The following is a 23,415-nucleotide window of genomic DNA, read 5'->3' as shown; positions in this document are numbered from 1 at the left end:
AGGTGCGTCCAGAAAAAGCTCATGGCGGCTACCGCCCGGCCAATGGCTGGGTCAGCAACTGCATCCGCTGGGCAATCGCCGCAGGCGGCGCATCCGGGCGGATCTTGCTCCAGCGTTTGCCGGCCACGTCCCCGGCGATCAGCTGCGTGGAATGCTGCTCGGGGCTGGGCAGGAACTGGCCGATACGCCCCAGCACCAGGTCGACGCTGGCCTTGTCGCCGGTCAGGAACAGCCAGTTGGGGTTGTCCACGCCCTGCTTCCCGGCAAAGGCCTTGAGCGCCGCGGGGGTGTCGTTGAGCGGGTCGCTGCTGATCGACACGAAGGTCACCTGGCTGGCCAGCGCCGGCCCCATGGCATCGCGCACGTCACGCAGCTTGCGGGTAATCAACGGGCAGGCGTCCGTGCAATGAGTGAAGATCACATTCAGCATCACCACTTTGTCCTTGAGCACGTCGCTGTAAAAGCGCAACTCGCGGCCGTTCTGGTCCTTGAGCACGGTGTCGGTGAACCAGGTCTGGGCATCCCGTGTGCCGCCGCCGCTGGCCATGGTCGGCGGCGCCGGTTGCGGGCTGGGCGCCGCTTGCCCGTGGCCTTCATGGGCCATGGCCATGGAGGCGAAAATCCACAGGCAGGCGGCCAGCACCAACCAGTCGAGGCTGCGCATGCCTACGGTTTGGCTGCTCATGGTTGCACCTCCTGATGTTCGGCAATGGCTGTACTCTTGGCATGCACGCGGCGAGCGCTGAGGCGGTTGACCTCTTCAATCAGCACGTTGGGGTCGGTGAAGCCGTAGTAGCGGGTCCAGTGGCCGGTGCGCCCGTCCCCCACCAAAATCAGCGGCGGGTGCTGGGTGAGGTCGGCGCTGAAGCTGCCCAGGCCTTTGAGGGTTTCGGTAATGGCATAGGGCGAGCCGGTCAGCCAGCTCCAGCCCGGGCCATGCTGGAAGGCCTTGGCGTATTGCTGCAGGCGCTTGGCATCGTCACGCTGGGGGTCGACGCTGATGGACACCAGGCGGATTTCCTCCCCTACCCGGCCGCCCAACTGCTGCTGGACCTTGCCCATGATCGACGACACCACCGGGCACACCGTGGTGCAGCTGGTGTAGATGAAACCCATCACCACCAGGTGGTCGCCCACCAGGTCCTTTTCCAGGCGTACCGGCATGCCGGTCTGGTCGAGCAATGAAACATCGGCAAAGCGCACGCTGGCCTTCTCGGAATGCGCGGCGGGCGGCGCGGCGGCGGGTGCGTTGTGGTCGTGGCCGGCATGGGCCAAGGCCAGGTTACTGGCCAGGGCGAGGCTCAGGGCCAACAGCTTGCAGGCAGGCTTGGCGTTCATTGCACACTCCTCACGTCAGTCTGGGAAGCGGTAGCGGCGGCGGCGGGCAGCACGCGCAGGCTGGTGTAGTTTTCTTCGGTGAATTTGCGGCCCAGCGATGGCGACTGCACATGCAGGTACCAGGCGCCAGGTTCGGGCAACACCAGCGCGGCCTGGTACACGCCCTCGCCCACTTCCTCCAGGCGCAGGTTGCGCGGCATCGACGACGGCGCCAGGAAGTAGCGCAGGCTCAGATCGTCCAGCCCCAACCGTGGCCGGCCGTCATCGCCAACGATGCGCACCTTGGCGGTAACAGCGCTGTGTTGTGGCAGCGGCTGGTCCAGGCCGATGAACTCGGCGTGCGCCCCCCGGCGTTTGCTGGCATCGGGCGCCGCCGCCACATCGGTGCTGAAGCAGTGGATGATCTGCGGCTGGTTGAGCAAAAAGGCCACGTCGAACTTGCCTGCGGCCGGCATTTTCACCGTGGAGCCATACACCCCGGGTGCCACCTCGCGCAGGCTGCGGTCGATGACGATGGCGGCGCGGGCCTGGTGGCCACGGTTGTTGTAGCCGGACATCGGCGCGTTCATGCCCTCGGCGTAAAAGTACGTGGTGTTGTCCACCGGGTTGACCACGAACACCGAGTTGTCGTCGCGCGATACCGACAGCCCCTGGGCCAGTGGCAGGTCACCTGCCTGACGTGGCGCAGCCGGGCCGGCCTCGAAGCTCTGGATGATCGGCTGGCGCCCTTCGCCCAGGCTGCTGAGGTTGATCATGCTGACCCGCGACGAGGCCAGGCCGCGCACGTAGGCGTAGCCCTTGGTGAAGGTCAGCTGGTACGGCTCGGCTGCCACCGGGATGCGATGGATCAACTGGTCGTTGCTGGCATCGATCACCAGGGCCTGGTTTTCCAGGGTGTTGAGCACGATGCCGTAGCGGCCATCACTGCTGAAGCGCATCGGCCCCAGGCCCTGCTCGGCCTTGACGATATGGCGCGGCTGATGGCTGCGGGCATCGATCACCCGCACGGTGCCTTCCTGGCCATCGGTCACATATACCGCCTGGGACAGCGCCGAGTACGCCACGGCCAACGGGTGCGGGCCGACTTCCAGGGTGCTGACCAGGCGCATGTCGGGGATGTCGATCACGCTCAGGGTGCCGCCGTCGCGGTTGCTGACAAAGGCATAGCGCGAGTCGGCGCTGAAAGCGATTTCGTGGTGGCCGGAGCCGGTGGCGAAGGTTTTCAGCGTGGTGCGGCCAGGTACATCGATCACCGTCACCCCGCCTTTGGCCGGGTCGCTGCTGTTGTTGCCCACCCACAGGCGGTGCTGATCGGGTTGCAGGGCCACGCGTACCGGCTGCTCGCCTGCGTCCAGGGTGGCCACGCGGGTGAAGGTTTCGGTGTCGATCACCGCCACCTTGCCGCGTTCAGGGATGGACACGAACACCTGCTTGTCGTCACCGGTGGCGGTCCAGTCCATGGGCCGCCCCGGCAGCTCGATGCGCGCCATGGTGCTGGTTACGCCCCCTACCGACACCGTGGGGTCTATCACCGTGAGGCTGGCGTCCTTGTTCAGCACCAGCAGGAAGTAGCTGTTCAGGTCCAGTAATGGCCGGGCGCCGATGCTGCTTTTGAGGAACAACGCCACCCGGGCCTTGCAGCTTTGGTCGCGGTTACCGCCCTCCAGCGGTGCCGACTGCGCCGGGTCGATCCAGGCCCCCGGCGCCATGCCCGACAGCGGTTGGCCGGTGTTCTGGTCAGTGACCTTGAAGCGGATATTGGCGAACGCCCCCTCGCGCAGTTCGGCGCCGGCCAATGGCCGCGCTTCGAACTCCACGGTCACACCATCCCGGCTGAGCCGGTGCAGGGCCTGCGGGTCGGCAGGTTCCTGCAGCAGCTCGCGGGGGTCACACCACAGCTCTTCATAGGCAACGCCAAGGCCGATCAACGCCGCGCCCAACAGCACTCCCAGCAAGGCAGGGCGGGTTTTCTTGTTATACATGGTGGTGCGCCCCCTATCTTATTGCGCCGGCGCCGTTGCCGGCGGTGCATCGTTGGTGACCCGCAGGATGCCCCACAGCCCCGAGGTGTTGCCGTACGCGGCGTAGTCACGGAACAGGTAGTCGCCCGGTATTCCGTTAGCGCCCCCGGCACTGGGGATCATGAAGCTGAAGTGCGCTGCCGGCAGCACGCTCTCCTGGGCGCCCACGTACATCGACATCGGGTTGTAGCCGAAGCGCACCGAGCCAATGCCTGGCAGGCTGGTCGGGTAGCCGTCCAGGTCGTTTTTCTCGGCCTGGTAGGCGTGCAGCGGCCACAGGTGCCCGTCAAGCTGGTAGGTGATGCCTCGGCTGCCACCGCTGGGCATCACTACGTGGCTGCGCAGTGGCTGGCCGGGCTTGGCCCAGAGCACCGGGGTTTGCGGGTCGCCACCGACCAGGGCGTTGCTGTAAGCCATGTGGGCGTTGGGCACATCGGCAAAGCCAAAGCCATCGGCGTGGCCGAACGGCGCGTCCGGCGCCAGGCCGAAGCGCAGCCACAGCGGCTCGGTCTTGTAGTTCATGGCCATGTTGCCGTTGTCTTTCGGGTCGCCCGGCACACCGTTGCCTTCGGTGGCAATGCCTTCTACCGGGCGGCCATCGGCCCAGCGCATGTTCAACGAGCGCTGCCACACGGTGACGAAGTCGCGGTAGTCGGGCTGGCCGCTGACCTTGACGGTCGCCTGGGCACGGCTGGCGGCGTCCTCGGTGAAGGTGGCGGTTTGCGGCAGGATGCTCATGGCGCCGACCAGGCCTTTTTGCGGTTGCTTGATCACATCCGCCGGGGTCAGGTTCAGGCCACCGAACTCGATTGCCGTGGTGTTGATGTTGTCCACCGTACGGCCCAGTTGCAGCACCGGTTTGCCTTCACGTTCCAGGTGCCCGGCGTAGTACTGGTACACCTTGGTCGGGTAGGCGCCGCTGCTGCCGCTGCGCGGTGGCACGGTTTGCACCGGGTTCAGGCCCACGTTCACGCCATCGGACTTGGTGATGTCGTACGCCAGCAACTGCGCGTGCAGGCCCACGTGGCTGGACGGGCGCATCAGGTTGTTGTTGAAGGCGGTGGAGCCTTCGCTGCCGTTGCGGTCGCGCTTGACCACGTTCTGCATCACCGCCGTGCTGGGCAGGTCGGGCATGACCAGCGGCAGGCGGTTTTCCAGGGTGATGCTGATGCAGTCGCCGGCGTTGGCGCGCAGTACCAGCGGCTCGACAGGGATGCCCGCCTTGAGCTTACCGGTGCTGGTGTCCAGGTCGGCCTTGCGCACGTACAGCACGGCGGTCGGGTCATGCAGCGGGGCGCTGTGGCCGCCCACGGTGAAGGTGGCGCCGTCCTCCTCGTCGGTTACCGTCACTTGCGGGATGCTGGTTTTGCGGCTGTTGAACACCAGGGTGCCGCCATTGGCTTTCAGCGGGCCACCCACATGCTGGCCGATGCCGGCCGGGTCGTTGATGCTTACGCCGTGGCGGTTTTCCAGGATGTCGTTGGCCAGCGCGGCGACGATTTCATAGTTGCGCTTGACCGTTGCACGGGTGCCGATGCCGTTGGGGTTAGCCGTGGTTTTCGGGCAGATGCCGTCGAAGTTCACGGTGTTGCGCATGGCCACCGGCTGCGGGTTGTTGGGCAGCGGGAACAGGTCGGCGCGCTGGGCGGTGTAGTTGCGCATGATGCCCCAGATGCCGTTCCAGTAGCCTTCCAGGGCGGCGTCCAGCGAGTACAGGTAGTCGCCGTTGGTAGCCGCGGAACTGGAGATCATCGACACCGGCGCCATGAAGCCCAGCTGCTCGGAAATACCGATCATCTGCGACGACTTCCAGCCCGAGTTGGAGCTCATGCCAAAGCCGGTGCCGTTCTGCAGCCACTTCACGCCGTGCAGGGTGACGTTGTGCTCCTCTTCATGCCCACCAGCGTGCATGCGCAGGCGCACATTGTCGCCGGAGTAGGTACGCAGCAGCGGCGTGAACGGGTCGCCAGGTTCGCTGCCGGCCACGTTGATGTTGGGCGGGAACTGCGTGGTGCCACCGGTGGGGCCGACCGCCGAGGTGATCGCCGCAGGCGCCAGATTCATCGCCGGGATGGCACGGTCGGTACGGCTTTGCAGGGCGTAGCCCAGGTCGCCGCCGAGGCCGTCGGCCTGCATGCCACGCTTGCCGTCCGGGCCAACCTTGTTCGGGTCGAACACGCGCAGCGCCAGCGGCTCGTTGCGGTAGTTGACGACGAACATGCCGGGGTCATCCACCGAGATCGCCTGCGGGCAGGGGCGGCTTGGGCAGCCCGGGTTCAGCCCGCCACGGGACTCGACCACCGATTCCAGCAGGTTCGACGCGGCCTGGCGCACGGGCGGGTTGATGGCGTAGCGGAAGCTGTCGGCGGTGGCCGGGTAAGCCTGGCCATTGGGGATGCCGTCGGGGCCGGCGCCTACGTACACGCCGGCTTCATAGGCGTGCTGGAAGTCGCTGTACTCCAGGAAGAACTCGCGGTAGCTGTCGTTTTTGCCGTCGCCGTCGTGGTCACCGGTCTTGATCACCGCCTGCCAGGAAGTCGGGCCGCCGTCCTGGCGGGTAGCCGGGTTGTACAGCTGCTCGCCGGTTTCGGCGTGGTACCAGGTGGAGTTTGCCGGTTCGGCCAGTACGGTGGCGTACAGGCCCAACTGCTGGTGGGTCGATGGGCCGAGGTGGTCGTGGGTGAAGATGGTGCCCAGGCCACGGTCGACGTTGTGCACGTTTACCAGCGGGTCGGCGAACCAGCGTTGCATGGCCGTGCGTGCGCCCACCCAGTCGGCCCGGCCGAAGCGGCCGAAGTACGGGTGCAGCTTGGCTTTCGGGCAGGCGGCGGTGCCGTCGCGGCTGTCGCCGTCGGTGCAGCCGTTGAAGGCACGGATGGCATGGATACGCTCGACCACGCTGCCGGGCGAGAGAATGCCGTCTTCGTAGTTCCAGCCGTTGGCCGAGCCGTCGGCGGCGGTCAGGTCCCACTTGGGCAGGTGGATGTGCTGGCCGATCACGTCGGTGGGGGTGCGCACCTGGTAGTCGTCCATTTCATAGAACGACGGGATCAGGTTGGTGTGGGTGTACATGGTGCAGTCGAAGGTGTTCATGCGCATCACCAGCGGCTCTGGCGGGCGCTGCTTGGTGATCACCGGCCAGGCATCCTCCCACAGGGCGAGGATGCGGGCCTGCGGGAAGTGGTAGCCGACCTTGTTGTACACCGCGTCGAACTGGATGTTGGCACCTTTGTAGATGCGCGGGCGGTCGGCGGTGAAAGTGGACGCGCCACGGAAGCTCATGCCGGTCAGGCTTTCACCGCTGAAGAATTCGCCCACGCCGGACGACTGGGTCAGGCGCTTGCCACGGTCATCCATGCACGGCTCGAAGAACGGCGCGCCGGCAGTCGGCAGTGCGCCGTTGGTACGAAATGCTTTGGCCACCGGCTGGCTGCCGGGGATCAGCGCAAAGCTGGGGTGCTCGGCCTTGGCGTGGAACTGCATGGCGGCCTGTTCGACGTCGGTGCCCTCTTCAGGCATGTAGATGGGTTTGGCCTTGTGCACCACCTTGGAGAAGTCCAGCTTGGTGGTAGTGGTTTCGGCCTCGCCACCGGCAGACACACCGTCCAGCGTATGGCGGCCCAGGCCACCGTCCCAGCCATCAACCTGGTTGCCGTCGAGGTTGGCCCACAGGGCCTGGCCACTGTCCTTCAGCTGGCGCGCCAGCGCCGGGTCAAGCATGTCCAGCGGTGGAGTGGGTGGGCGTTGGCCCACGCTGCTTTCCATGCCGCCGATCCAGAACGGGTAGCCAGGGTTTTTCAGGCTGCCGTCGGCGTTGCGGTTGGTTTCGCTGCGGTCGACCAGTGCCAGCGAGCCCACCGCTTTGGCAGCGGCCGGGGCGTTGCCGTGGTCATCATCGCCCGCTTCTTCGCCTTCGTCGTCATCGTCGTGCTCGGCCACCAGGGTGTCGGCAAGCTTGGGCACCACCACGACCTTGCCCGGCATCGGCGCCATGGCCTTGCCCGGCAACGGCACGATGGCCGGGATCGGCGTGCCGGCGATGATCTCGCCGTCCGGCAGCGCACGGGCGCCGACTGCCGGTTTGCCGCTGCGCAGGGCGAACGGTGTGGTGTGGAAGCCTTGCTCGCTCTGGCCGCTGACCTCCAGCCGGGTGCCTTCCTCAAACACGTCGTGCACCCGCCACATGGCCCACATGCCCTGGGCAAAGTGCGGGTAGAAATGGCAGTGGTAAATGGCGTCGCCCGCCACCCGGTTGCGGTTGCCTGAACCGCCGTTGGCGATCTCGTAGGTGTAGCCGACACCCGGGCCGATGCCCTGGGCATCGATGTAGTCGGAGTTGTCGTCATTGGGGTTGAACAGCCACTGGTGGCCGTGCAGGTGGAAGATGTGCTGCTCGTGGCCGTTGTGGGTGTTGCGGAACTTGGTGAAGTCGCCAATGTAGCTGTGGTGCACGTTGGCAGGCTCTGATGGGTACAGGGCCATGCTGGCCTTGACCCCGATTGCGCTCGCCGGTGGCGTTTCGCCGGGGCGGATGTTTTCAAGGCCGGTGTTGGCCGGTACGTCCACCAGTGTGCCGATGTCACCCACCGTGTGCGAGCTGAGGAAAAACTCTTCATAAGCGCACGACAGGCAGTCATGCATCGGCCCCACGCCCAGGCGGTTGGCCACCACTTCGGCGCCCATGCCACCGGAGCCGTAGTTGATCATGAACGAGTCACGCGCCGGCTCCAGTACGTGGCCCATCACCGGGTCGGCCCAGTAGCCGGGGAACGCCTGGGTGGCGGCCACTTCATCGGCAAACTGCGAGGCGAAATCACGGAACGCCTCCAGCCGGTTGGGCAGCGCCGGGTTGCGCTTGTTCACGCTTTCCAGCGGGTACGTGGAACGTGGGAAGCTGCCGTCGGGGTTGGGGCCCATGACGATGGCATCGGTTTCGCTGCTGAGAATTTCATTGCCGTCGACCATGGCGATGATCGGCTTGCCAGCCTTGCCTTCGGTGATCCATGGCTCGGCTTGCGGGTAGCGGGCGTCGTAATTGACCACTGGCTGGCCGGTGGCGGCGCGGCCAGTGCTGGCCAGGCGCATTTCCTCTTCGGTCAGGGTGTTGCGGTAGGTACGCCCACCTTTGGGGACGACCGCCACCTGGCCGAACAGGCCGTTGGCGACGTTGCCCCCGTTGCCCTGGCCACCAAAGGTGGCGCCCTGGCTGGTGACGGCGAAGGCACCTTCGCGCTCGGCATACAGGGTGTAGCTGCGGGAGGAACCCGGGGCGATCAGGTAGTTGCCATTGCGGCCGGTATTGGCGGCGATGTCGGCGATGCTGTTGACCGCCTGCATGCCATTGACCTGAAAGCCCACATGGCGGTCGGTCACCTGTTCGTCGGCGACGAAGTTTTCACCGCCTTCGTTTTCCACTTCCGGTGCTTCTTCGCCCTCCTCGCCCTCTTCGCCTTCGACCTCGTTTTCGTCGTGATCGAAGCCGTGCTTGTTGGGGTTGGCCTGGTAGGCCAGCAGGTTGGTCAGGTTCACCGTCAGGCAGTCGCCGGCGGCCACCCGCAGCACGATCGGGCGCGGGCGCTTGTCGGGGCGCAGGGTCACCTTGCCGGGCACTGCCGCCCCGCCCTTGCTGAGGGGTATCTGGTTTTCGTCCACCACATCGCTGCGCAGGGCGAACATCATGCCGTTGGCGTTTTGCGCGCCCAGGCGATTGAACATCAGCGGCTGGTCCAGTGCCACCACATTCGCCACCAGGGTGCGCTGGCACTGCACAGCCGCCTCGCTGGTCGTTTCCCAGCCCATCAGGGCGAGCACGAGTGATGTCAGGACGGGGGCTTTGTACGGGGTCGACATGCTGCACCTCCGGGACGCGGGGACTCTGCGAGGAGGTGGAGCAAGGTGTGTGCCAGGTGGTAAAGGGTAGGTATTTCAGTGGGTTATGACGGGGAGTGAAGTGAATTGGGGAGGATTACCCGGGGCGATTCCCCGAATTGGGGGGTGAGATTCAATTGCGTTTATGGGAGTGGCGGCGCACAAGTCGAATTTTCCTACAGCACTTTGGGAAGCCCGAAGCTCCTCGGTGAATGCATTCCTCGTTAGGGTTCAGTGGTTGGTTTTTATCGCTGAGTCCTGGATTGCCTGCGAGGAGTTTTCATGACGGATTACACAAAGAATGACACGGTGCGCCGCCCCTACAAACGCGCCCTGCAACCCAACCACCCCAGCGCCCCACGCGTCGGCCAGGCCATTGCACCCCCGCCGTGCGAGCGCGGCATCCCGCTGTACCCCGTGCGCTACGGCATCGCCGATGAGCCGCTGGATCGCGCAACCTTCCAGACCCTCAGCGTCGACCAGTACCCACCACTGCACACCGCCAAGACCTACGGCCTGCGGCTGTTGCGCCCCGGCAGCTATGTCTACCTGTTCTACTTCCAGCATGGGCGAATGAAAACCCGCCATTACCAGGTCACCGAAGACATCCGCTTCGCGCACCTGTGGTGGACCGATCAGTGCTACACCAGCGATGCCCCGGGCAGCCACGCCGTCCCCGACATCCTGCGGGCCGCTCACCACGTGCTCGCACCCGAAACCCACATTGCCGATACCGTCTACCTGCTGATCAGCGAAGCCCTGCTCAGCCACGCCACCCTGTGGCGCATCGAACAGGACGAAGGCGGCATCCGCAGCCAGCTCGCCACCGCCGTGCAGCCCGCCGAACTGCCCTTGCAGCCGCACGTCTTCGATGCCGCCTACGTGGGCAATGCCGTGGCTGAACTCAAGACCAGTGGCACGACGGGAATCTTCCCGGCCTTTCCAGACGCAACCCAGCGCCTCAGTCTCATGGCCCGCTACGGCCAGGCGCTGCACAACCTGGTCTGCAATCTGGGCCCGCAACCCGGTGTAAGCCCCCTGGCGGTAGCGCTGCATGACCCCATCGGCATCCTCAGCGAACTGCACCACCTGGCTACCCTCACCGTCGAGAGTGCCACCCGCTACACCGGCCAGCACGCGCACCGCCTGCAAAGTGCCAAGTTCATCACCGGCTACTTCAAGAACGTCGAGAAAGCCGCCGGGACCAACACCGAAACCGCCGACACCCTCACCCGCCAACGCAAGTTGGTGGATTACGACGGGGTGATGGCATTTGAAAAGCAGTACACCCGGGAATTATCCAAGCGCACCCTGGCCATCGATGCCCAAGTCAAGGACATCGCGGCCTGGGTGATGCATCACGAACCTGAGCACATGCTGGGCATGGCCCTCAGTACCTTCGACCTGCAGGTAAAAGCGTTCGCCGACGCCTTTGAGGCCGTGGTGTTCGATTGCCTGGGCGGGCTGGTGCATTCGGCCGAAGGCCGGCAGTGCCTGCAGCAGGTGGTGATGGAACAACCGGAAAGGAGCCCGTTCTGGCTGGCCCTCAGCAATGGCAGTGAGCTGTTGGCCACGCGCTTTGCCGAAAAGGCCGGCGATATCACTAAGGGCGTGCTGGCGGTGGTGGACAACTACCTGCAGGAGTACGCCGCGACCCCCGCCACCAACGCTCTGCTCGGGCTACTGCAGGCACTGCCGGCGGGGCATCGGGCGGATGTGCTGGTGCCGCGGTTGAAGCACGTGCTGGAGATCCGCTTCGCGGCCACGATTGTGCTGCATGAAATAACAGTGGCGGACTTGATGCGTCAGGCGCGGGAGTTTCAGCGGGGTAATGCGCCGGAGAAAGAATATTTGAAAACGTGGAAGCTGCCGGCGCCGAAAATGGCGCAATTTGCGTTAACGGCGCGGGTGCATGTTTATGAGTTGGTGAAGGTTGGGGAAACAACCTATCAGAATGCTGAGACAGCTAAAGTCGAAAATCCAATCGGTCAAGCCCGCCAAAATGCAGGAAATATGTTTGCGCACATGCGCAGCATGATTAGCGCTGGCTTAGGCCCGTCACTGGCTGGACTCGGTGGGTACTTGGCGATAACCAATTTTTCCAGCGCCGCAAAAAAGGCAAAGCAAGAAAATGACAAATTCCTCAACATTATAGATCTTACTGCAGCCACCATGACTTTGATTGGTGCTTCCATCGAAGCCGGCACGACCGTGCTCGCATTGACTTATCAAGCCGCTGGAGAAAAATTACGATCCCTTGGAGTTAAGTATCTATCAGCTAAAGTCGGAGTTGCAATTTTTGGTGCAGGAGGTGCTGGGATAATTTCCATTACTGACGCACTTAGAGGACTGCGTTCCATCCAGGATCGAAATTTTGAACAAGCTGCTATGTATTTTGGTTCCGCAGTGGCAGGGGGCGTCGTCGCACTGGCAACTTGGGCAGGAGGAACAGCGGCAGCGGCAGGTATAACGGCGGGGGCCACCGTTGCAGTGCTCGGCTTGAACCCACTAGGTTGGGCAGTAATCGCAATCATTGCGGTAGGGCTAGGCGTTGCCTTCGTCGCAGGCGTTGACCATACCAAACACGGCCCTGTCGACATTTGGTTAAAACACAGCGCATGGGGAAAACACTACAAACACTACACCAACCAACAAGAACTCAATGCGGTTCATAGTTTGTATTACCGCCCTCGCATTGCCGTTGGCTGGCATCAATCGTCGGGATTCAGGGTGGGCACACTGCGTATCACGTACCAACTTCCCATTACTGATGACGCCTCAAAGCAGACATTTCATACCCGATTGGCTTTCAAACGTGACCAGAGAACGCTGGCGCAAATCAATGGGCCATTTGCTCATGATTCGGCAACCCGCGCATTCGACCCTGATCATGAATGCTTGGTGACCCCAACGTTTTACGCAGGGAGGCCTAGCGGCTGGTCTATTCAAATGCACCAGTCGGTAAAGGTTTTTTTCGAGTTCATGTTCATCCCAAATCTGGATCAACCAGACTTCCATTTTCTTCAATCAGGGGCTCCCGAACCTCTGGAACTCAGATCGGCAGACCTTTTTTCAGACCCCGTCGACCCTGCCCGACTCGACCCTGTCAAGGTGCCAGGATGAAAACGAAGCGTTTACCCAAAAGCCTTCGATTTGGAGGAACTCGATTACACCATGGTCCGCACCAATGCATTCATCCACAACCGGACGGAGTACGTCGCGTCAACGAAAAATGTGTCGAACTGGAAACCTACACGAACTTGGTTAATGGCGGAAGTGCGGGTTTTATTGGAGTTTCAATTGTGGCATCGGTGATAACAGCAATTGTCATCGCAGCAATGATTGGCACCGACTCTGAAACGCTGCTTGGCATTCTTGCCTCAAGCCCGGCAATGCCCTGCTTTGCCTTGCTTTTTTACTTCGCCAGCGGTGCCCATCGATGTCGCGGTGCGTTTATCCGTATCAACCGCATTACACGCAAACTGTATTTCATTTACCCCAAAGACCCGAAACGCATGCATGTACTTGACTGGGATCAGATAGAAGGCATTGCTGGATTCATCCCCATTTTCACATCACACGGTTACACCTCTCGCCATCCGCTTTATCTTATGGGCGTCGATTCTGCGATGGATCCACCGACCGAAATCTGCATTGCCTGCGGTAACTCGGGCGTTATTGACGGTGACCGTTCGGCTCGCTCGCTCTGGGCCTATCTGCAATGGTACATGGCCGGGGGGCCAGAAGGCCTACCTGAGCCGCCCCCACTGCCGGCAAAACTGAGTCGGCGCCAAGCTGCAATTCAGCCATACAGAGATTGGCTTGCAGACTTCAAGGCAGAACTTCTTGGGCCATATGGCTGGCTATTCGCACCATTGACAATACCTGTACGACTCACGCTGTTTCTCTTGTATGCCTGCATGAACAGTAGCGAGGCATGGATTCAGTACAACGTACCGTATGTGGCATTCCCTCACGAAAACGATGTGATCTGTGGATTTGCAAAAAAGCGCAAGCCGGTTATTCGGCTTAATGGAGTCAAGCTTGATGAACAGTAAAGCGACCCTGAGAAAATACGGGGTTACGCAACCTCGGTACAAAACCATTTTGCAGCGCACTAATCACCAACCGTTCTATACATGCCCCCAAAACCTATTGAACATCTTCCTCCATATACCCTCAAAAAAGTGATTCACGCCATCTCATCAAGGAGCCCGACATGCCCAACCAGTCTGCCCGTATGCCCACCACTCCGAGCCGCCACTACCCATGAAAATGCCCGGCCGCGCCCCCAACACCTGCGTGCAACTGGACTACGTACGCGACACCCTGTTCGGCCCCGTGGCGCAAAGCGTGGAGTGCCAGTGCCAACTCGCAGCGCTCAACCTGCAAGGCCGCCCCGCCCTGCGCCTGCACATCTGCCCCCCTCTGCCAGACAAAGTTGAACGCGCCCACAGCGTCGCCTTCATCTGGGATGGGCAAACCTATCGGGGCGTGGTGCGCGATCACGGTAAATGCGGGGATGGTGGGCTGAACTTGCTGCTGGAGCTGCAATAGGCAACCGGCCAGGCTGGGCTGGCCGGCATTCAGGCAAAATCAGGCAATCGCCTTGCTGGCCACCGTTGGAGCATCTCGCAGGGCGTGTAACTGCCCCACCAGGTTCACCAGATCCCGGCAGCTGTTAAGGCTCTGCAAGGAGACCCCACTGAGGGTTACGCCCTCTTCCAGGTTTTGCCCCTGGCCCAGCTTGATGGTCAGGCTGGTGCCGTCCGGGCAGCTGACTTCGCAGCGATCAGGCAGGCAAGCTTGCTCAATGATTTGCCGCATTTCCAACGTAGAAACGCCAATCAACGACATGGTACGACCCTCTCTGGACTGGATGGCCTGTTGTAGGTAGGTACGCCCAAGGGCGGCGGGGTGCCAATTGATAATGCGCATGCCCAAGCGGCCGTCCATGCGCCGGGGCAATGATGATGCGGGAGATCCTTTAGCACCTTAGTGGAAGAACGGTGGCGAGCCAGCGCTGTTCACTCGAATGATGGCACTATGCGACGAGCGGTCACTCGTCAGGGGCTGCGAGCCAGGCCCACAGGTGCTGGGCGGCATACGCGCGCCAGGGCCGCCAGGCCAGTGAGCGCTCGGCCAGTTGCGCGTCCGCGCCTTCGAGCAGGCGCAGGGCCTTGATCAGGGCAACGTCGCCCAACGGCAATGCATCCGCCGCGCCCACCTGGCGCAGGGCCAGGTAATGCGCGCTCCAGGGGCCGATGCCCTTTAGCCGGCACAAGTTGCCGAGCACGGCGTCCAGCGGCTGCCCTTGCCGTAACAGCCCGGGTTGTTCAACCAACGCACGGGCCAGCGTGCCGAGGGTGGCGGCGCGCGCACGGGGCATGCCCATGTTGCCGAACTCGGCGCTGGCCAGCACTGCGAGAGCCGGGAAGATGTGGGTCAACTCCTTTTCCTGGCCATGGAAGGCCTGGCCATGGCGCGCGACCAGGCGGCCGGCCAGTGTCATGGCGCCTGCCACGCTGATCTGCTGGCCGAGCACGGTGCGCATGGCCTGCTCGCAGGCGTCCCAGCCTTGTGGCACGCGCAGCCCCGGGCGTGCGGCCAGAAGCCTGGCCATGAGCGGGTCACGGGACAAGGACTGATGTATCGACGACGGGTCGGCATCCAGATCAAAAACACGGCGGATGCGGGGGATCAGGCCAGGGATCGCGCGGGCAGGTACGCCGCACAGTTGAATACGCAAGCGGTTGCCACTGGCCGGGCGCGCCTCCAGCACGGCATGCCGGCCTTCGACGACCAGCGTACGACGGTAGAGGCCATCAACGAAGGTTTCGATGCCGGGGATGCAGCGGGCGGCAAGGAAGGCCAGGGTTGATGGCCAATGGTAAGGGGTGTGATAACGCAGCCACAGGGTATGGTGGCTGGGTGAAGTGAAGCGGCGGTGCACGGCATGCAAGCGGGTCATCGCGCTATCATGCCAGCCTTTGTGGTGCTTGTGCGTGCGGCCTACGCGCGCACAGGCGCCATCTCTCCAAACCGCCCGGCATGGAAATCATCGAATGACTCGGCAATTTCCGCCTGGCTGTTCATCACGAACGGCCCGTAGCCCACAATGGGTTCATCGATCGGCTCGCCGCTGAGCAGCAGCACACTGGCACCCTCCAACGCTTCGATTTCAACACCTTCCCCACTGCGCTCCAGCAGCACAAGGCTGGCCGGGCCCACTTCACGCTCGCCATTGACCCTGACTTTGCCGTTCAACACCACCAGCGCCGCGTTGCGCCCGTCGGCAACCGGCAGTTGCAGCAGCGACCCCGCCTTCAGGCGCATGTCCCACACATCCATTGCCGTGAATGTACGCGCGGGCCCTGCGTGCCCTTGGTAACGCCCTGCGATCACCCGCAAGGTGCCCGCTTCCAGCGGCACCACCGGTATGTCGGTTGCCAGCAGCGTTTGATAACCGGCCGCCGCCCGCTTGTCCCGAGCCGGCAGGTTGACCCACAGTTGCACCATCTCCAACCTGCCCCCTGACTGCGCGAACGCCGGGGAATGGAATTCTTCGTGAATGATGCCGTTGGCGGCCGTCATCCATTGCACGTCGCCCGGACCGATCAAGCCACCGGCGCCCGTGGAGTCACGGTGCTCGAGTTCGCCCTGGTAGACGATGGTCACGGTTTCGAACCCGCGGTGCGGGTGCTGGCCTACGCCACGACGGGCCGTGGTGGGTGTGAAATCGTACGGCCCGGCGTAATCCAGCAGCAGGAACGGGCTGATCTGGCTGGCCAAGTTGTCATAGGTGAACAGGCTGCGCACCGGGAAGCCGTCACCTACCCAATGGGCGTGGGGGCTGCGGTGGATACCCAGAATCGTTTTCATGAGAAGTCTCCTCTCTTGGCTGGGTACACCTTACCAATGAGATCAATCAGCCGGTAGCCAGCTGAAATGGCATTGATCGTCCTGCCAGCAGGACAGTAGATCAGCCTTGAAGAAACGCTACAACTTGCTCGGCAGCCGGGGCTGGAGCTTCCTGCATGAAGCAATGGCCACCCGGCACTTGCCGGGCCGTCACCTGCGCATTCAGTGCCGCCAACCGCTGGGCCGAACGTGGCACGAAGGGATAGGTGTGCTCACCGAAAAGCACAAGCGTCGGCAACTGAATCGCCGCCAACCGGGACCACATACGCTCGGGGAACGAACTGAAAATCTCCACCTCGCGGCTGGGCCGGCACTTGAGTACAACACCTTCGTCGCAGTCGCCTATGGCATGCGCTACGTAGGCCTGCAGCGCCTCATCAGCCCAGCCCTTGAAGATGCCTCTGCCCTGCAGCGAAGCCAATGCCGCCTCGCGATCAGGCCACAGGCTGCGACGGCCCGCGGCCTTGCGGGCCAATGCGTGACGGCGGTGCAAACCGAGACGAGCGGCAATGCCCATGGCAACGATCATGCGCCGGCTGAACAACACCGGGTCGAGCAGTACGGCGCGCTGGAACAGTGCCGGCTTTGCGGCGAGGATCAGCCCGGTGAGCACCCCACCAAAGCTGTGCCCCACCGCGTAACGCGGCACCTCGCCATACTCGCCCCGCCCCGCTTCGAACGCCTCCACGGCCAGCGCCGCGGTGCGGTTCCACCCCCGGAACACGCCGCCGTGGTCGCTGTCACCATGGCCCTGCACATCGCACAACCACAGGTCGAAGTGTTCGCTCAGTTCCATCAGCAATGGCTGGTAGGCCAGGCAGCAGAAACCGTTGCCATGCAAAAAATGCAGCAGCGGCTTGCCACTGGGCGGTGAGCGCCAGCCACGCAGGGTGAAGCCGTCTGAGCAATCGTAGGACCAGGGTATCAACTGCATCGCTTTGCTGTACTCGACGGTTTAATCAGTAGGTCGATTCTACAAACAGCAGCGGATAAAGCGAAATCACCAGCAGCAGGGCCATCAGGACATTGAACAGCATCAGCCAGCGTGGGTTTTGCAGCCACCTGCGCAGTGCACTGCCAAACATCACCCACACCCCGACACTGGGCAGGTTGACGAGTGCGAACAGCGCGGCGATCACGATCACGTTCATCACATAGCCCTGGGCCGGCGTATACGTGGTGATCGCCCCCACCGCCATGACCCACGCCTTGGGGTTGACCCATTGAAACGCTGCCGCGCCCCAGAAGCCCATGGGCTTGCGTGCATTGGGCGAGTCGGCGCTCATCGGCCCGGAAGTGGCGATCTTCCAGGCGAGGTACAGCAAATAGGCAGCACCCACGTAACGCAGCACCGTGTACATCACCGGCCAGGCCTTGAATACCTCGCCCAGGCCCAGGCCGACAGCCAGTACAAGGACCATGAAGCCAATGCTGATGCCCAACGCATGAGGGATTGAGCGACGCACACCAAAGTTCACGCCCGACGCCAGCAACATGGTGTTGTTGGGCCCGGGTGTGATGGAGGAAACGAAAGCGAACAGCACAAAGGCCATCAGCAGGTCGGCAGAGGCAAGCATGGCAGGCATTCCAAGAGGGATATCAGATTTGTCACACTAGCGGAGTCGCCGAATCAGCGACCGGTACAGTTATAAAATATTATTCAGATACACATGACTGTACCGATTCAGTCGAAAAGGAAGCCCACCATGAGCCTCACCCTTCGCCCTGCCGTACGCAGCGACGCCACGCAGATCCTTGCCTTCATCACCGAACTGGCCGAGTATGAGCGCGCCCGCCACGAGGTCGTTGCCACCGTCGCCGATATCGAACACAGCCTGTTCGACGAGGGCAGCACCGTGCACAGCCTGATCTGCGAACGCGATGGCCGGGCGATCGGGTTTGCCGTGTATTTCTACAGCTATTCCACCTGGCTGGGGCGTAACGGCATTTACCTCGAAGACCTGTACATCACCCCCGAGCAACGCGGTGGCGGCGCGGGCCGTGACCTGCTGCGCCACATTGCCCGCGAGGCGGTGGCCAACGGCTGCGGGCGGCTTGAGTGGAGCGTGCTGGACTGGAACGAGCCGGCGATCGGGTTTTACAAGTCGCTGGGGGCCGAGCCGCAGGATGAGTGGGTGCGCTATCGATTGGACGGGGACAAGCTGCGGAAATTTGCCGAAGGTTAATCACACGCCCTGTTTACCGTGATGAGACCCTGAGCGTGCAAGCCTTCCAGCATGGCCAGTGCGTCGCGCCCGAGCTGGCCGTACTCGATACCCATCCGTTCTGCCAATGCCTCAAGGTGCTCTCGCCCACTGAGCCCTTGCTGCTGCAACGACACCAGCAACGCATACGCCAACGGCGCCAACCGTGAAAAATGCACTTTCAGGTCAGCCCCCCGATACGCCAGCAACAGCGTTGGCTCGCCCGAGGCGTGAGCAGGCACGTTACCCGGGCCAATATGGCTGACCGGCCAGGCATAGGCCAACGGCATGGCCAGGCCAGACAGCCTCAGTTCATCCGCCAGCAAGTCGCCCTCAGGCCCTTGCGGCGGCAGCGTCTGGTCACTGAGCAGCAACACCGTTTCCACCCACTCGTAATGGGCCAGTTCGGCCATCCAGCCGGGCAAGTCTTCCCGGCCGCTCAGGTATTCGACCCACTCGCCAGCCACCTCGGTAAACAGCGGGGTCTGGCAACGATGATGGGCATAGAAATGCTCCGTCAATGCGTGCCACTCACCCGCGCTCAGGCAGGCGTGCAACACCGGAAAACTCCCGGCCAGCAGCGACTGCATGTTGCCGAAAAACAGCTGCCGGTACACCGCCAGCCGCCGTGCCTCGATGCCGGGGGGCGGTTGGTGGGTTTGCGGGGCGCGGATATGGCGGGCCATGGTCAGTTGCTGTTCCAGCAAGGTGTCAGCCATGGCGCACCGCCCTGCCCTGCCCGGTGTTCTGCAGGGTGCGGATGTAGTCGACCTCAGCCAGCAATTCGCCCAGTGGCGGCAGGTTGAAGTCTCGCTCCAGCAGGGTCGGCACCGGCCCCAGATGCTGGTAGGCGCTGGCCAGCAGGCTCCATACGTCCGCCTTGACGCTGGCGCCATGGGTGTCGATCTTCAGGTCCGGGGCCTCGTCGTAATGCCCCGCAACGTGCAGGCACACCACACGCTTCGCCGGCACCCTGGCGAGGAAGTCCTCCGCGTCGTAACGGTGGTTGCAGGCATTGACCACGATGTTGTTGATGTCCAGCAGCAGGTCGCAGTCGGCCTCGTCCAGCACGGCCTGCAGAAAGTCGATTTCGCTCATCGCCTGATAGGGCGCGGCGTAGTAGGAAATGTTCTCCACGGCAATACGCCGGCCCAGGGCGTGCTGCACTTCGCCGATGCGCCGGGCGACGTGGCGCACGGCCTCGTCGGTGAAGGGCATGGGAATCAGGTCGTACAGGTGGCCATCATCGCCGCAGTAACTCAGGTGTTCGCTGAACAGCGGCACGTTGAAGCGGTCCAGAAAGGCGCGGATCTGGCGCAGGAACGCGTGATCCAGCGCCTTGGGCCCACCCAGCGAAAGCGACAGGCCATGGCAGGCCAGCGGGAAGCGCTCGGCGAGTGCGGCCAGGCCTTCGCCGTAGGAGCCACCCACGCCGATCCAGTTGTCCGGGGCACACTCCAGAAAGTCCACGGCCGTGGGCGCCATGGTCAGCAAATCGGGCAGCATCGCGCGCCGCAGACCAAGGCCAGCGCCATGCAGGGGAACAGAAGTGTTCACGGGTGTTCTCCTTCCAGCAAAGCGCCCACCGCAAGGTGGGCGCGTACGGGGCTTAGTTCCGGGCCTGGCTCAGCTTGCTGTACAGGTCGGTGGGGAATGGCTTGCCGTTGCTGTCGAACTGGTTTTTGCGGAATTGGTACACCTCGGCTTCGGACAGGTAGCCGTCGTGGTTGGCATCGATGGCATCGAACTCGGCGTTGGCGCCCGGGGCCACGGCCAGCAGCTCAGCACGCGAAACGCGCCCGTCATGGTCGGCGTCGGTGCGGGCAAACGAGGCATCGCCACACTTGCCTTCACCGCATTTGCCCTCGGCCTGGCCCGCTTTTGCGCTGGCACCGCACTTGCCCTCGCCACACTTGCCTTCGGCCTGGGTAGCTTTGGCCTTGGCACCACTGGCGCCACATTTGCCTTCACCACACTTGCCCTCCCCGGCCTTTTCGGCGGCAGCGAGCTGGTAGCCCTGGGGCAGCGCTTCAACGGCAAAGGCCGAGGTCGTCAGGTTGATGCCACCGACCAGCGCGAGGCCGAGCAGGCCGAGGCGGGTTTTGCTGGGGAACTGGGTCATGGTGATTCTCCGGTAAAGGTGCGGTCATGCCGCTTGGGCTTATGGGCCAGAACAACAGGCCGTCTGGCTGTTCGTTCGGGTTGGCCCATTTGGCCCCAGGCATGTATCCGGGGCGTATCCGGAGGGAATGGAGTTTGTAAGCAAAAGGCGTGTGTACGCCCCCTGATACAGAGTGATACACACGTCAGCCGCGCTTGCGGGTATCCAGCACCTTGGCCAGCATGAAGGTGGCAACCACCGCCAACACCACGGAAGCCGCCACCGACAGCGCCGTGCCCCACTGTTCGATCGAAGCATGCAGCAGCAGGTAAAAGCCCAGCACGCCCACCGCGCCAATGGCATTGCCGCGCACAATCGCCGCCAGCTCATGGCGCCCGCCCTGCACATGGGCAAATACCGCCAACGGCCAGGCAATGACCGGGATCGGCGCCAGCAACCCGCTCGCTACCGGACCCAACCATTCGGCACTGGCGGTGATCGCCACCAGCAACAAGGTGGCCGTGAGCATGCGCATCGGGATCACCCAGCGCGGCAGCGGCACCACACCCGTGGTGGCAGGCTTGGGCTCTTTACCGCTTGCCACGATGATCAGCGTCAGCAGGCCCAAGGTCACGACAACCGATAGCGCAATCCAGTGCAGGTGGCTCATCAGCGCAGCAACGGCGCCATAAACGGCAAGCGAAGCAAGGCAGCCGGCAAAGGCGCCAACGCGTCGGGTGACAAGGAAATAGAACAGGTAGGTGGCCTGCACGGCAGCCAACCCCGCCAGCGCACCAGGGACGGCCTTGAGGGCAAAGCCCGGCCCTTGTTCGAGGCTGAGAAACAGCATGACCAGCGCGGAGGTCACCGGCAGCCCGGACAGCAAACCGCCGATCTGGGTACCCCAGCGCCGCGCAGCCAGGGAAATGGCCAGCATGAGTGTGGGGGTGATGAGAAACTTCAGGTAAAAGGCAGTCATGGAACTCGCTTTCCAGGGTTTTCTGTGGTCTGGCAACCTGCCGCGAGTGTAAGCAGTTTGTGCTGAAAATGCTTGAGTACAGCCGCCCCCATATGGGGTGGTTTGGGTTATCGTCTGGGCTGCCACCTTAATCGCCCGGACCTTCCCATGCGCATTGTCATCCCCGACGATTACCAGCACGTCGTGAAAACGCTCGACTGCTTCTCGACGCTGGCCAACCACCAGGTCACTGTGTTCCATGACCCACAACCGGCATCGCTCGACACCCTGGCCTCGCGCTTCGCCGACGCCGATGCCCTGGTGCTCACCCGCGAGCGCACCCGTGTCGACGCTGCCCTGCTGGACCGCCTGCCCAATCTCAAACTGATCAGCCAGACCGGCAAGGTGTCGTCGCACCTTGACCTGCAGGCGTGTACCGAACGGGGGGTGGTGGTCACCGAGGGCCGTGGCTCACCGGTAGCACCTGCCGAGCTTGCCTGGGCGCTGATACTCAACGCCCGCCGGCAACTGGTGCCCGCCATCGATGCCTTCAGGCAAGGCCAGTGGCAGGTCAACCTGGGCCACGCCGTTGCGGGCCAGGCACTGGGTATCTGGGGCTACGGCAAGATCGGCCAACGCCTGGCGCGCTATGCCCGGGCCTTCGACATGCCGGTACTGGTGTGGGGCAGCGAAGCCAGCCGCGCCGCCGCCGAGGCTGACGGCCATCGTGCGGCCGCATCTAAAGAGGCGTTTTTTGCCGAGGCCGATATCATCACCCTGAACTTGCGCCTGGCCGACAGCACGCGCCACATCGTCACCTTCGAAGACCTGAGCCGCATGAAAACCGACGCCCTGCTGGTGAATGTCAGCCGCGCCGAACTGATTGCACCGGGCGCCTTGCTCCAAGCGCTGGATGCGGGGCGGCCCGGGTTTGCAGCAGTGGATGTGTACGAGCAGGAGCCCGTGCTGGACCCTGCCCACCCCCTGCTGCAGCACCCGCGCGTGCTGTGCACCCCGCACTTGGGCTACGTGGAGAAAAACGGCTACGAGCTGTACTTTGGCGACGCGTTCGTGAACGTGGTGGCGTTTTTCGACGGCCAGCCGCAACAGGTCGCGAACCCGCAGGCGCTAAGCCGGTAACGGCGCCGCAGCTGCCCGGTCACTGCTGACCTCGAACTGCCCCACCAGCTTCTGCAACTTGCCGGCATTGGCGCGCACCTGCTGCGCGCTGCTTTGCAACACGGCGGCAGTCTGGCGCATGTCGCTGGAGGACTGGTTGACCTGCTCGATGGTCTTGCCATAGGCGAGGCTGCGCTGGTTGAGTTGCTGGATGATGGTGAACATGCTTTCCACCGCCTGATGCAACTGCACGTTCTCCGACGATGCGTCTTCGGCCAGGCGCAGGCTGTTGTCGACGTTCTTCACGCCCTGCTCCATGAAATTCACGGCCTGGCGGGTTTCACCCTGCAGGCCTTCGACCATATGCCGGATGTCATCGGCGGCGCGCGAGGTGCGCGCGGCCAGGCCACGCACCTCATCGGCCACCACCGCGAAGCCACGGCCATGCTCGCCGGCGCGGGCCGCTTCGATGGCGGCATTCAGGGCCAGCAGGTTGGTCTGACTGGTGATGTCGCTGATCAGCCCGGTGATGTTGCCGATCTGCGCCATCCGGCTGTCCAGCAGCTGTACGCTGGACGCGGACCGTGCCACCACATCACGAATCGACTGGGTACCGGCTTGCACCGCCAGGAATTGCTCACGTGCGCGGCTGACCACTTCATCCATGGCCTGCTTCATCTGCTCGGCGCTGACCGAGGCCTGCTGCAGTTCACCCATCTGGTCCTCGACGATGACCATCATCTGGTGCACCGCATCGGCCACCTCGGCGGAGCTGACGCTGGCCTCCTGGCTACGCCCCAGCATCATCTGGTTGGTGGCCCCGACCGTGCGACTGGCGTTGACCACCTGCCCCACCACCGTGTCCAGACGGTCGATGAAGCTGTT

Annotated in this window: 19 protein-coding genes; 5 read left to right on the top strand and 14 right to left on the bottom strand. The window is 63.3% G+C overall.

Features of this window, described 5'->3' with window-relative positions; all coding sequences use genetic code 11:
- Positions 1 to 28: 28 nt before the first annotated feature.
- Genes PVV54_RS10900 through mnxG form a run of 4 tightly spaced genes read right to left on the bottom strand, consistent with a single transcriptional unit; the run spans position 29 to position 9,209 of the window.
- Positions 29 to 685, bottom strand: coding sequence for an SCO family protein (locus PVV54_RS10900; RefSeq protein ID WP_274909933.1), 657 nt, complete (start codon positions 683 to 685; stop codon positions 29 to 31).
- On the bottom strand, positions 682 to 1,338 hold the full coding sequence (locus PVV54_RS10895; RefSeq protein ID WP_274909932.1) for an SCO family protein: 657 nt from the start codon (positions 1,336 to 1,338) through the stop codon (positions 682 to 684). Before PVV54_RS10895 ends, PVV54_RS10900 begins: the two co-directional genes overlap by 4 nt.
- On the bottom strand, positions 1,335 to 3,320 hold the full coding sequence (locus PVV54_RS10890; RefSeq protein WP_274909931.1) for a cytochrome D1 domain-containing protein: 1,986 nt from the start codon (positions 3,318 to 3,320) through the stop codon (positions 1,335 to 1,337). The genes PVV54_RS10895 and PVV54_RS10890 overlap by 4 nt, the downstream gene beginning before the upstream one ends.
- Positions 3,321 to 3,338: 18 nt before the next feature.
- Positions 3,339 to 9,209, bottom strand: coding sequence for a manganese-oxidizing multicopper oxidase MnxG (gene mnxG / locus PVV54_RS10885; protein WP_274909930.1), 5,871 nt, complete (start codon positions 9,207 to 9,209; stop codon positions 3,339 to 3,341).
- 300 nt (positions 9,210 to 9,509) lie between these two features.
- Here mnxG and PVV54_RS10880 point away from each other — a divergent pair, with 300 nt between their 5' ends.
- The 3 genes from PVV54_RS10880 (at position 9,510) to PVV54_RS10870 (ending at position 13,784) form a co-directional block, all read left to right on the top strand.
- Positions 9,510 to 12,350, top strand: coding sequence for a toxin VasX (locus PVV54_RS10880; protein WP_274909929.1), 2,841 nt, complete (start codon positions 9,510 to 9,512; stop codon positions 12,348 to 12,350).
- Positions 12,347 to 13,285, top strand: a complete 939-nt coding sequence (locus PVV54_RS10875; RefSeq protein WP_274909928.1) for a DUF6708 domain-containing protein — start codon at positions 12,347 to 12,349, stop codon at positions 13,283 to 13,285. Before PVV54_RS10880 ends, PVV54_RS10875 begins: the two co-directional genes overlap by 4 nt.
- Positions 13,286 to 13,496: 211 nt before the next feature.
- Positions 13,497 to 13,784: a hypothetical protein gene (locus PVV54_RS10870; protein ID WP_274909927.1), complete on the top strand. Its 288-nt coding sequence runs from the start codon at positions 13,497 to 13,499 to the stop codon at positions 13,782 to 13,784.
- 39 nt (positions 13,785 to 13,823) lie between these two features.
- On the opposite strand, the gene PVV54_RS10865 is transcribed toward PVV54_RS10870, so the two are convergent.
- The 5 genes from PVV54_RS10865 to PVV54_RS10845 all read right to left on the bottom strand — a co-directional run bounded on the left by PVV54_RS10865 (position 13,824) and on the right by PVV54_RS10845 (position 17,734).
- Entirely contained in the window at positions 13,824 to 14,084 is a 261-nt protein-coding gene (locus PVV54_RS10865) for a DUF1652 domain-containing protein (RefSeq protein WP_274910422.1), read from the bottom strand.
- A gap of 202 nt (positions 14,085 to 14,286) precedes the next feature.
- A complete protein-coding gene (locus PVV54_RS10860; RefSeq protein ID WP_274909926.1) occupies positions 14,287 to 15,198 on the bottom strand; it encodes a DNA-3-methyladenine glycosylase family protein in 912 nt (303 codons plus the stop codon).
- Positions 15,199 to 15,239: 41 nt separating this feature from the next.
- A complete protein-coding gene (locus PVV54_RS10855; protein ID WP_274909925.1) occupies positions 15,240 to 16,109 on the bottom strand; it encodes a pirin family protein in 870 nt (289 codons plus the stop codon).
- A gap of 100 nt (positions 16,110 to 16,209) precedes the next feature.
- A complete protein-coding gene (locus PVV54_RS10850; protein WP_274909924.1) occupies positions 16,210 to 17,082 on the bottom strand; it encodes an alpha/beta fold hydrolase in 873 nt (290 codons plus the stop codon).
- A gap of 25 nt (positions 17,083 to 17,107) precedes the next feature.
- The gene (locus PVV54_RS10845) at positions 17,108 to 17,734 is read right to left on the bottom strand and encodes a LysE family translocator (RefSeq protein WP_274909923.1); all 627 of its coding nucleotides are present in this window, start codon (positions 17,732 to 17,734) and stop codon (positions 17,108 to 17,110) included.
- A gap of 120 nt (positions 17,735 to 17,854) precedes the next feature.
- On the opposite strand from PVV54_RS10845, the gene PVV54_RS10840 reads away from it, so the two are divergent.
- Entirely contained in the window at positions 17,855 to 18,334 is a 480-nt protein-coding gene (locus PVV54_RS10840) for a GNAT family N-acetyltransferase (RefSeq protein ID WP_274909922.1), read from the top strand.
- On the opposite strand, the gene PVV54_RS10835 is transcribed toward PVV54_RS10840, so the two are convergent.
- The 4 genes from PVV54_RS10835 to PVV54_RS10820 form a co-directional block, all read right to left on the bottom strand.
- Positions 18,331 to 19,071, bottom strand: coding sequence for an HvfC family RiPP maturation protein (locus PVV54_RS10835; RefSeq protein WP_274909921.1), 741 nt, complete (start codon positions 19,069 to 19,071; stop codon positions 18,331 to 18,333). The two genes, PVV54_RS10840 and PVV54_RS10835, sit on opposite strands and share 4 nt — an antisense overlap.
- A complete protein-coding gene (locus PVV54_RS10830; RefSeq protein ID WP_274909920.1) occupies positions 19,064 to 19,909 on the bottom strand; it encodes an HvfB family MNIO-type RiPP peptide maturase in 846 nt (281 codons plus the stop codon). Before PVV54_RS10830 ends, PVV54_RS10835 begins: the two co-directional genes overlap by 8 nt.
- Positions 19,910 to 19,961: 52 nt before the next feature.
- Positions 19,962 to 20,474 carry an HvfA family oxazolone/thioamide-modified RiPP metallophore gene (locus PVV54_RS10825; RefSeq protein WP_274909919.1) on the bottom strand — a complete coding sequence of 171 codons (513 nt, stop codon included), beginning with the start codon at positions 20,472 to 20,474 and terminating at the stop codon, positions 19,962 to 19,964.
- A gap of 184 nt (positions 20,475 to 20,658) precedes the next feature.
- On the bottom strand, positions 20,659 to 21,432 hold the full coding sequence (locus tag PVV54_RS10820; RefSeq protein ID WP_274909918.1) for a hypothetical protein: 774 nt from the start codon (positions 21,430 to 21,432) through the stop codon (positions 20,659 to 20,661).
- A 147-nt stretch (positions 21,433 to 21,579) separates the two neighbouring features.
- Here PVV54_RS10820 and PVV54_RS10815 point away from each other — a divergent pair, with 147 nt between their 5' ends.
- The gene (locus PVV54_RS10815; RefSeq protein ID WP_274909917.1) at positions 21,580 to 22,551 is read left to right on the top strand and encodes a D-2-hydroxyacid dehydrogenase family protein; all 972 of its coding nucleotides are present in this window, start codon (positions 21,580 to 21,582) and stop codon (positions 22,549 to 22,551) included.
- On the opposite strand, the gene PVV54_RS26580 is transcribed toward PVV54_RS10815, so the two are convergent.
- Positions 22,540 to 23,196 (bottom strand): methyl-accepting chemotaxis protein, encoded by a 657-nt coding sequence (locus PVV54_RS26580; protein WP_446731460.1) that lies wholly within the window; start codon positions 23,194 to 23,196, stop codon positions 22,540 to 22,542. The two genes, PVV54_RS10815 and PVV54_RS26580, sit on opposite strands and share 12 nt — an antisense overlap.
- Between the last annotated feature and the right edge of the window lie 219 nt (positions 23,197 to 23,415).

This window comes from Pseudomonas sp. PSKL.D1 (assembly GCF_028898945.1).
GTDB lineage: Bacteria > Pseudomonadota > Gammaproteobacteria > Pseudomonadales > Pseudomonadaceae > Aquipseudomonas.
Note: the sequence above shows the minus strand (reverse complement) of the source record. Positions and strands in the feature narration are given on the sequence as shown.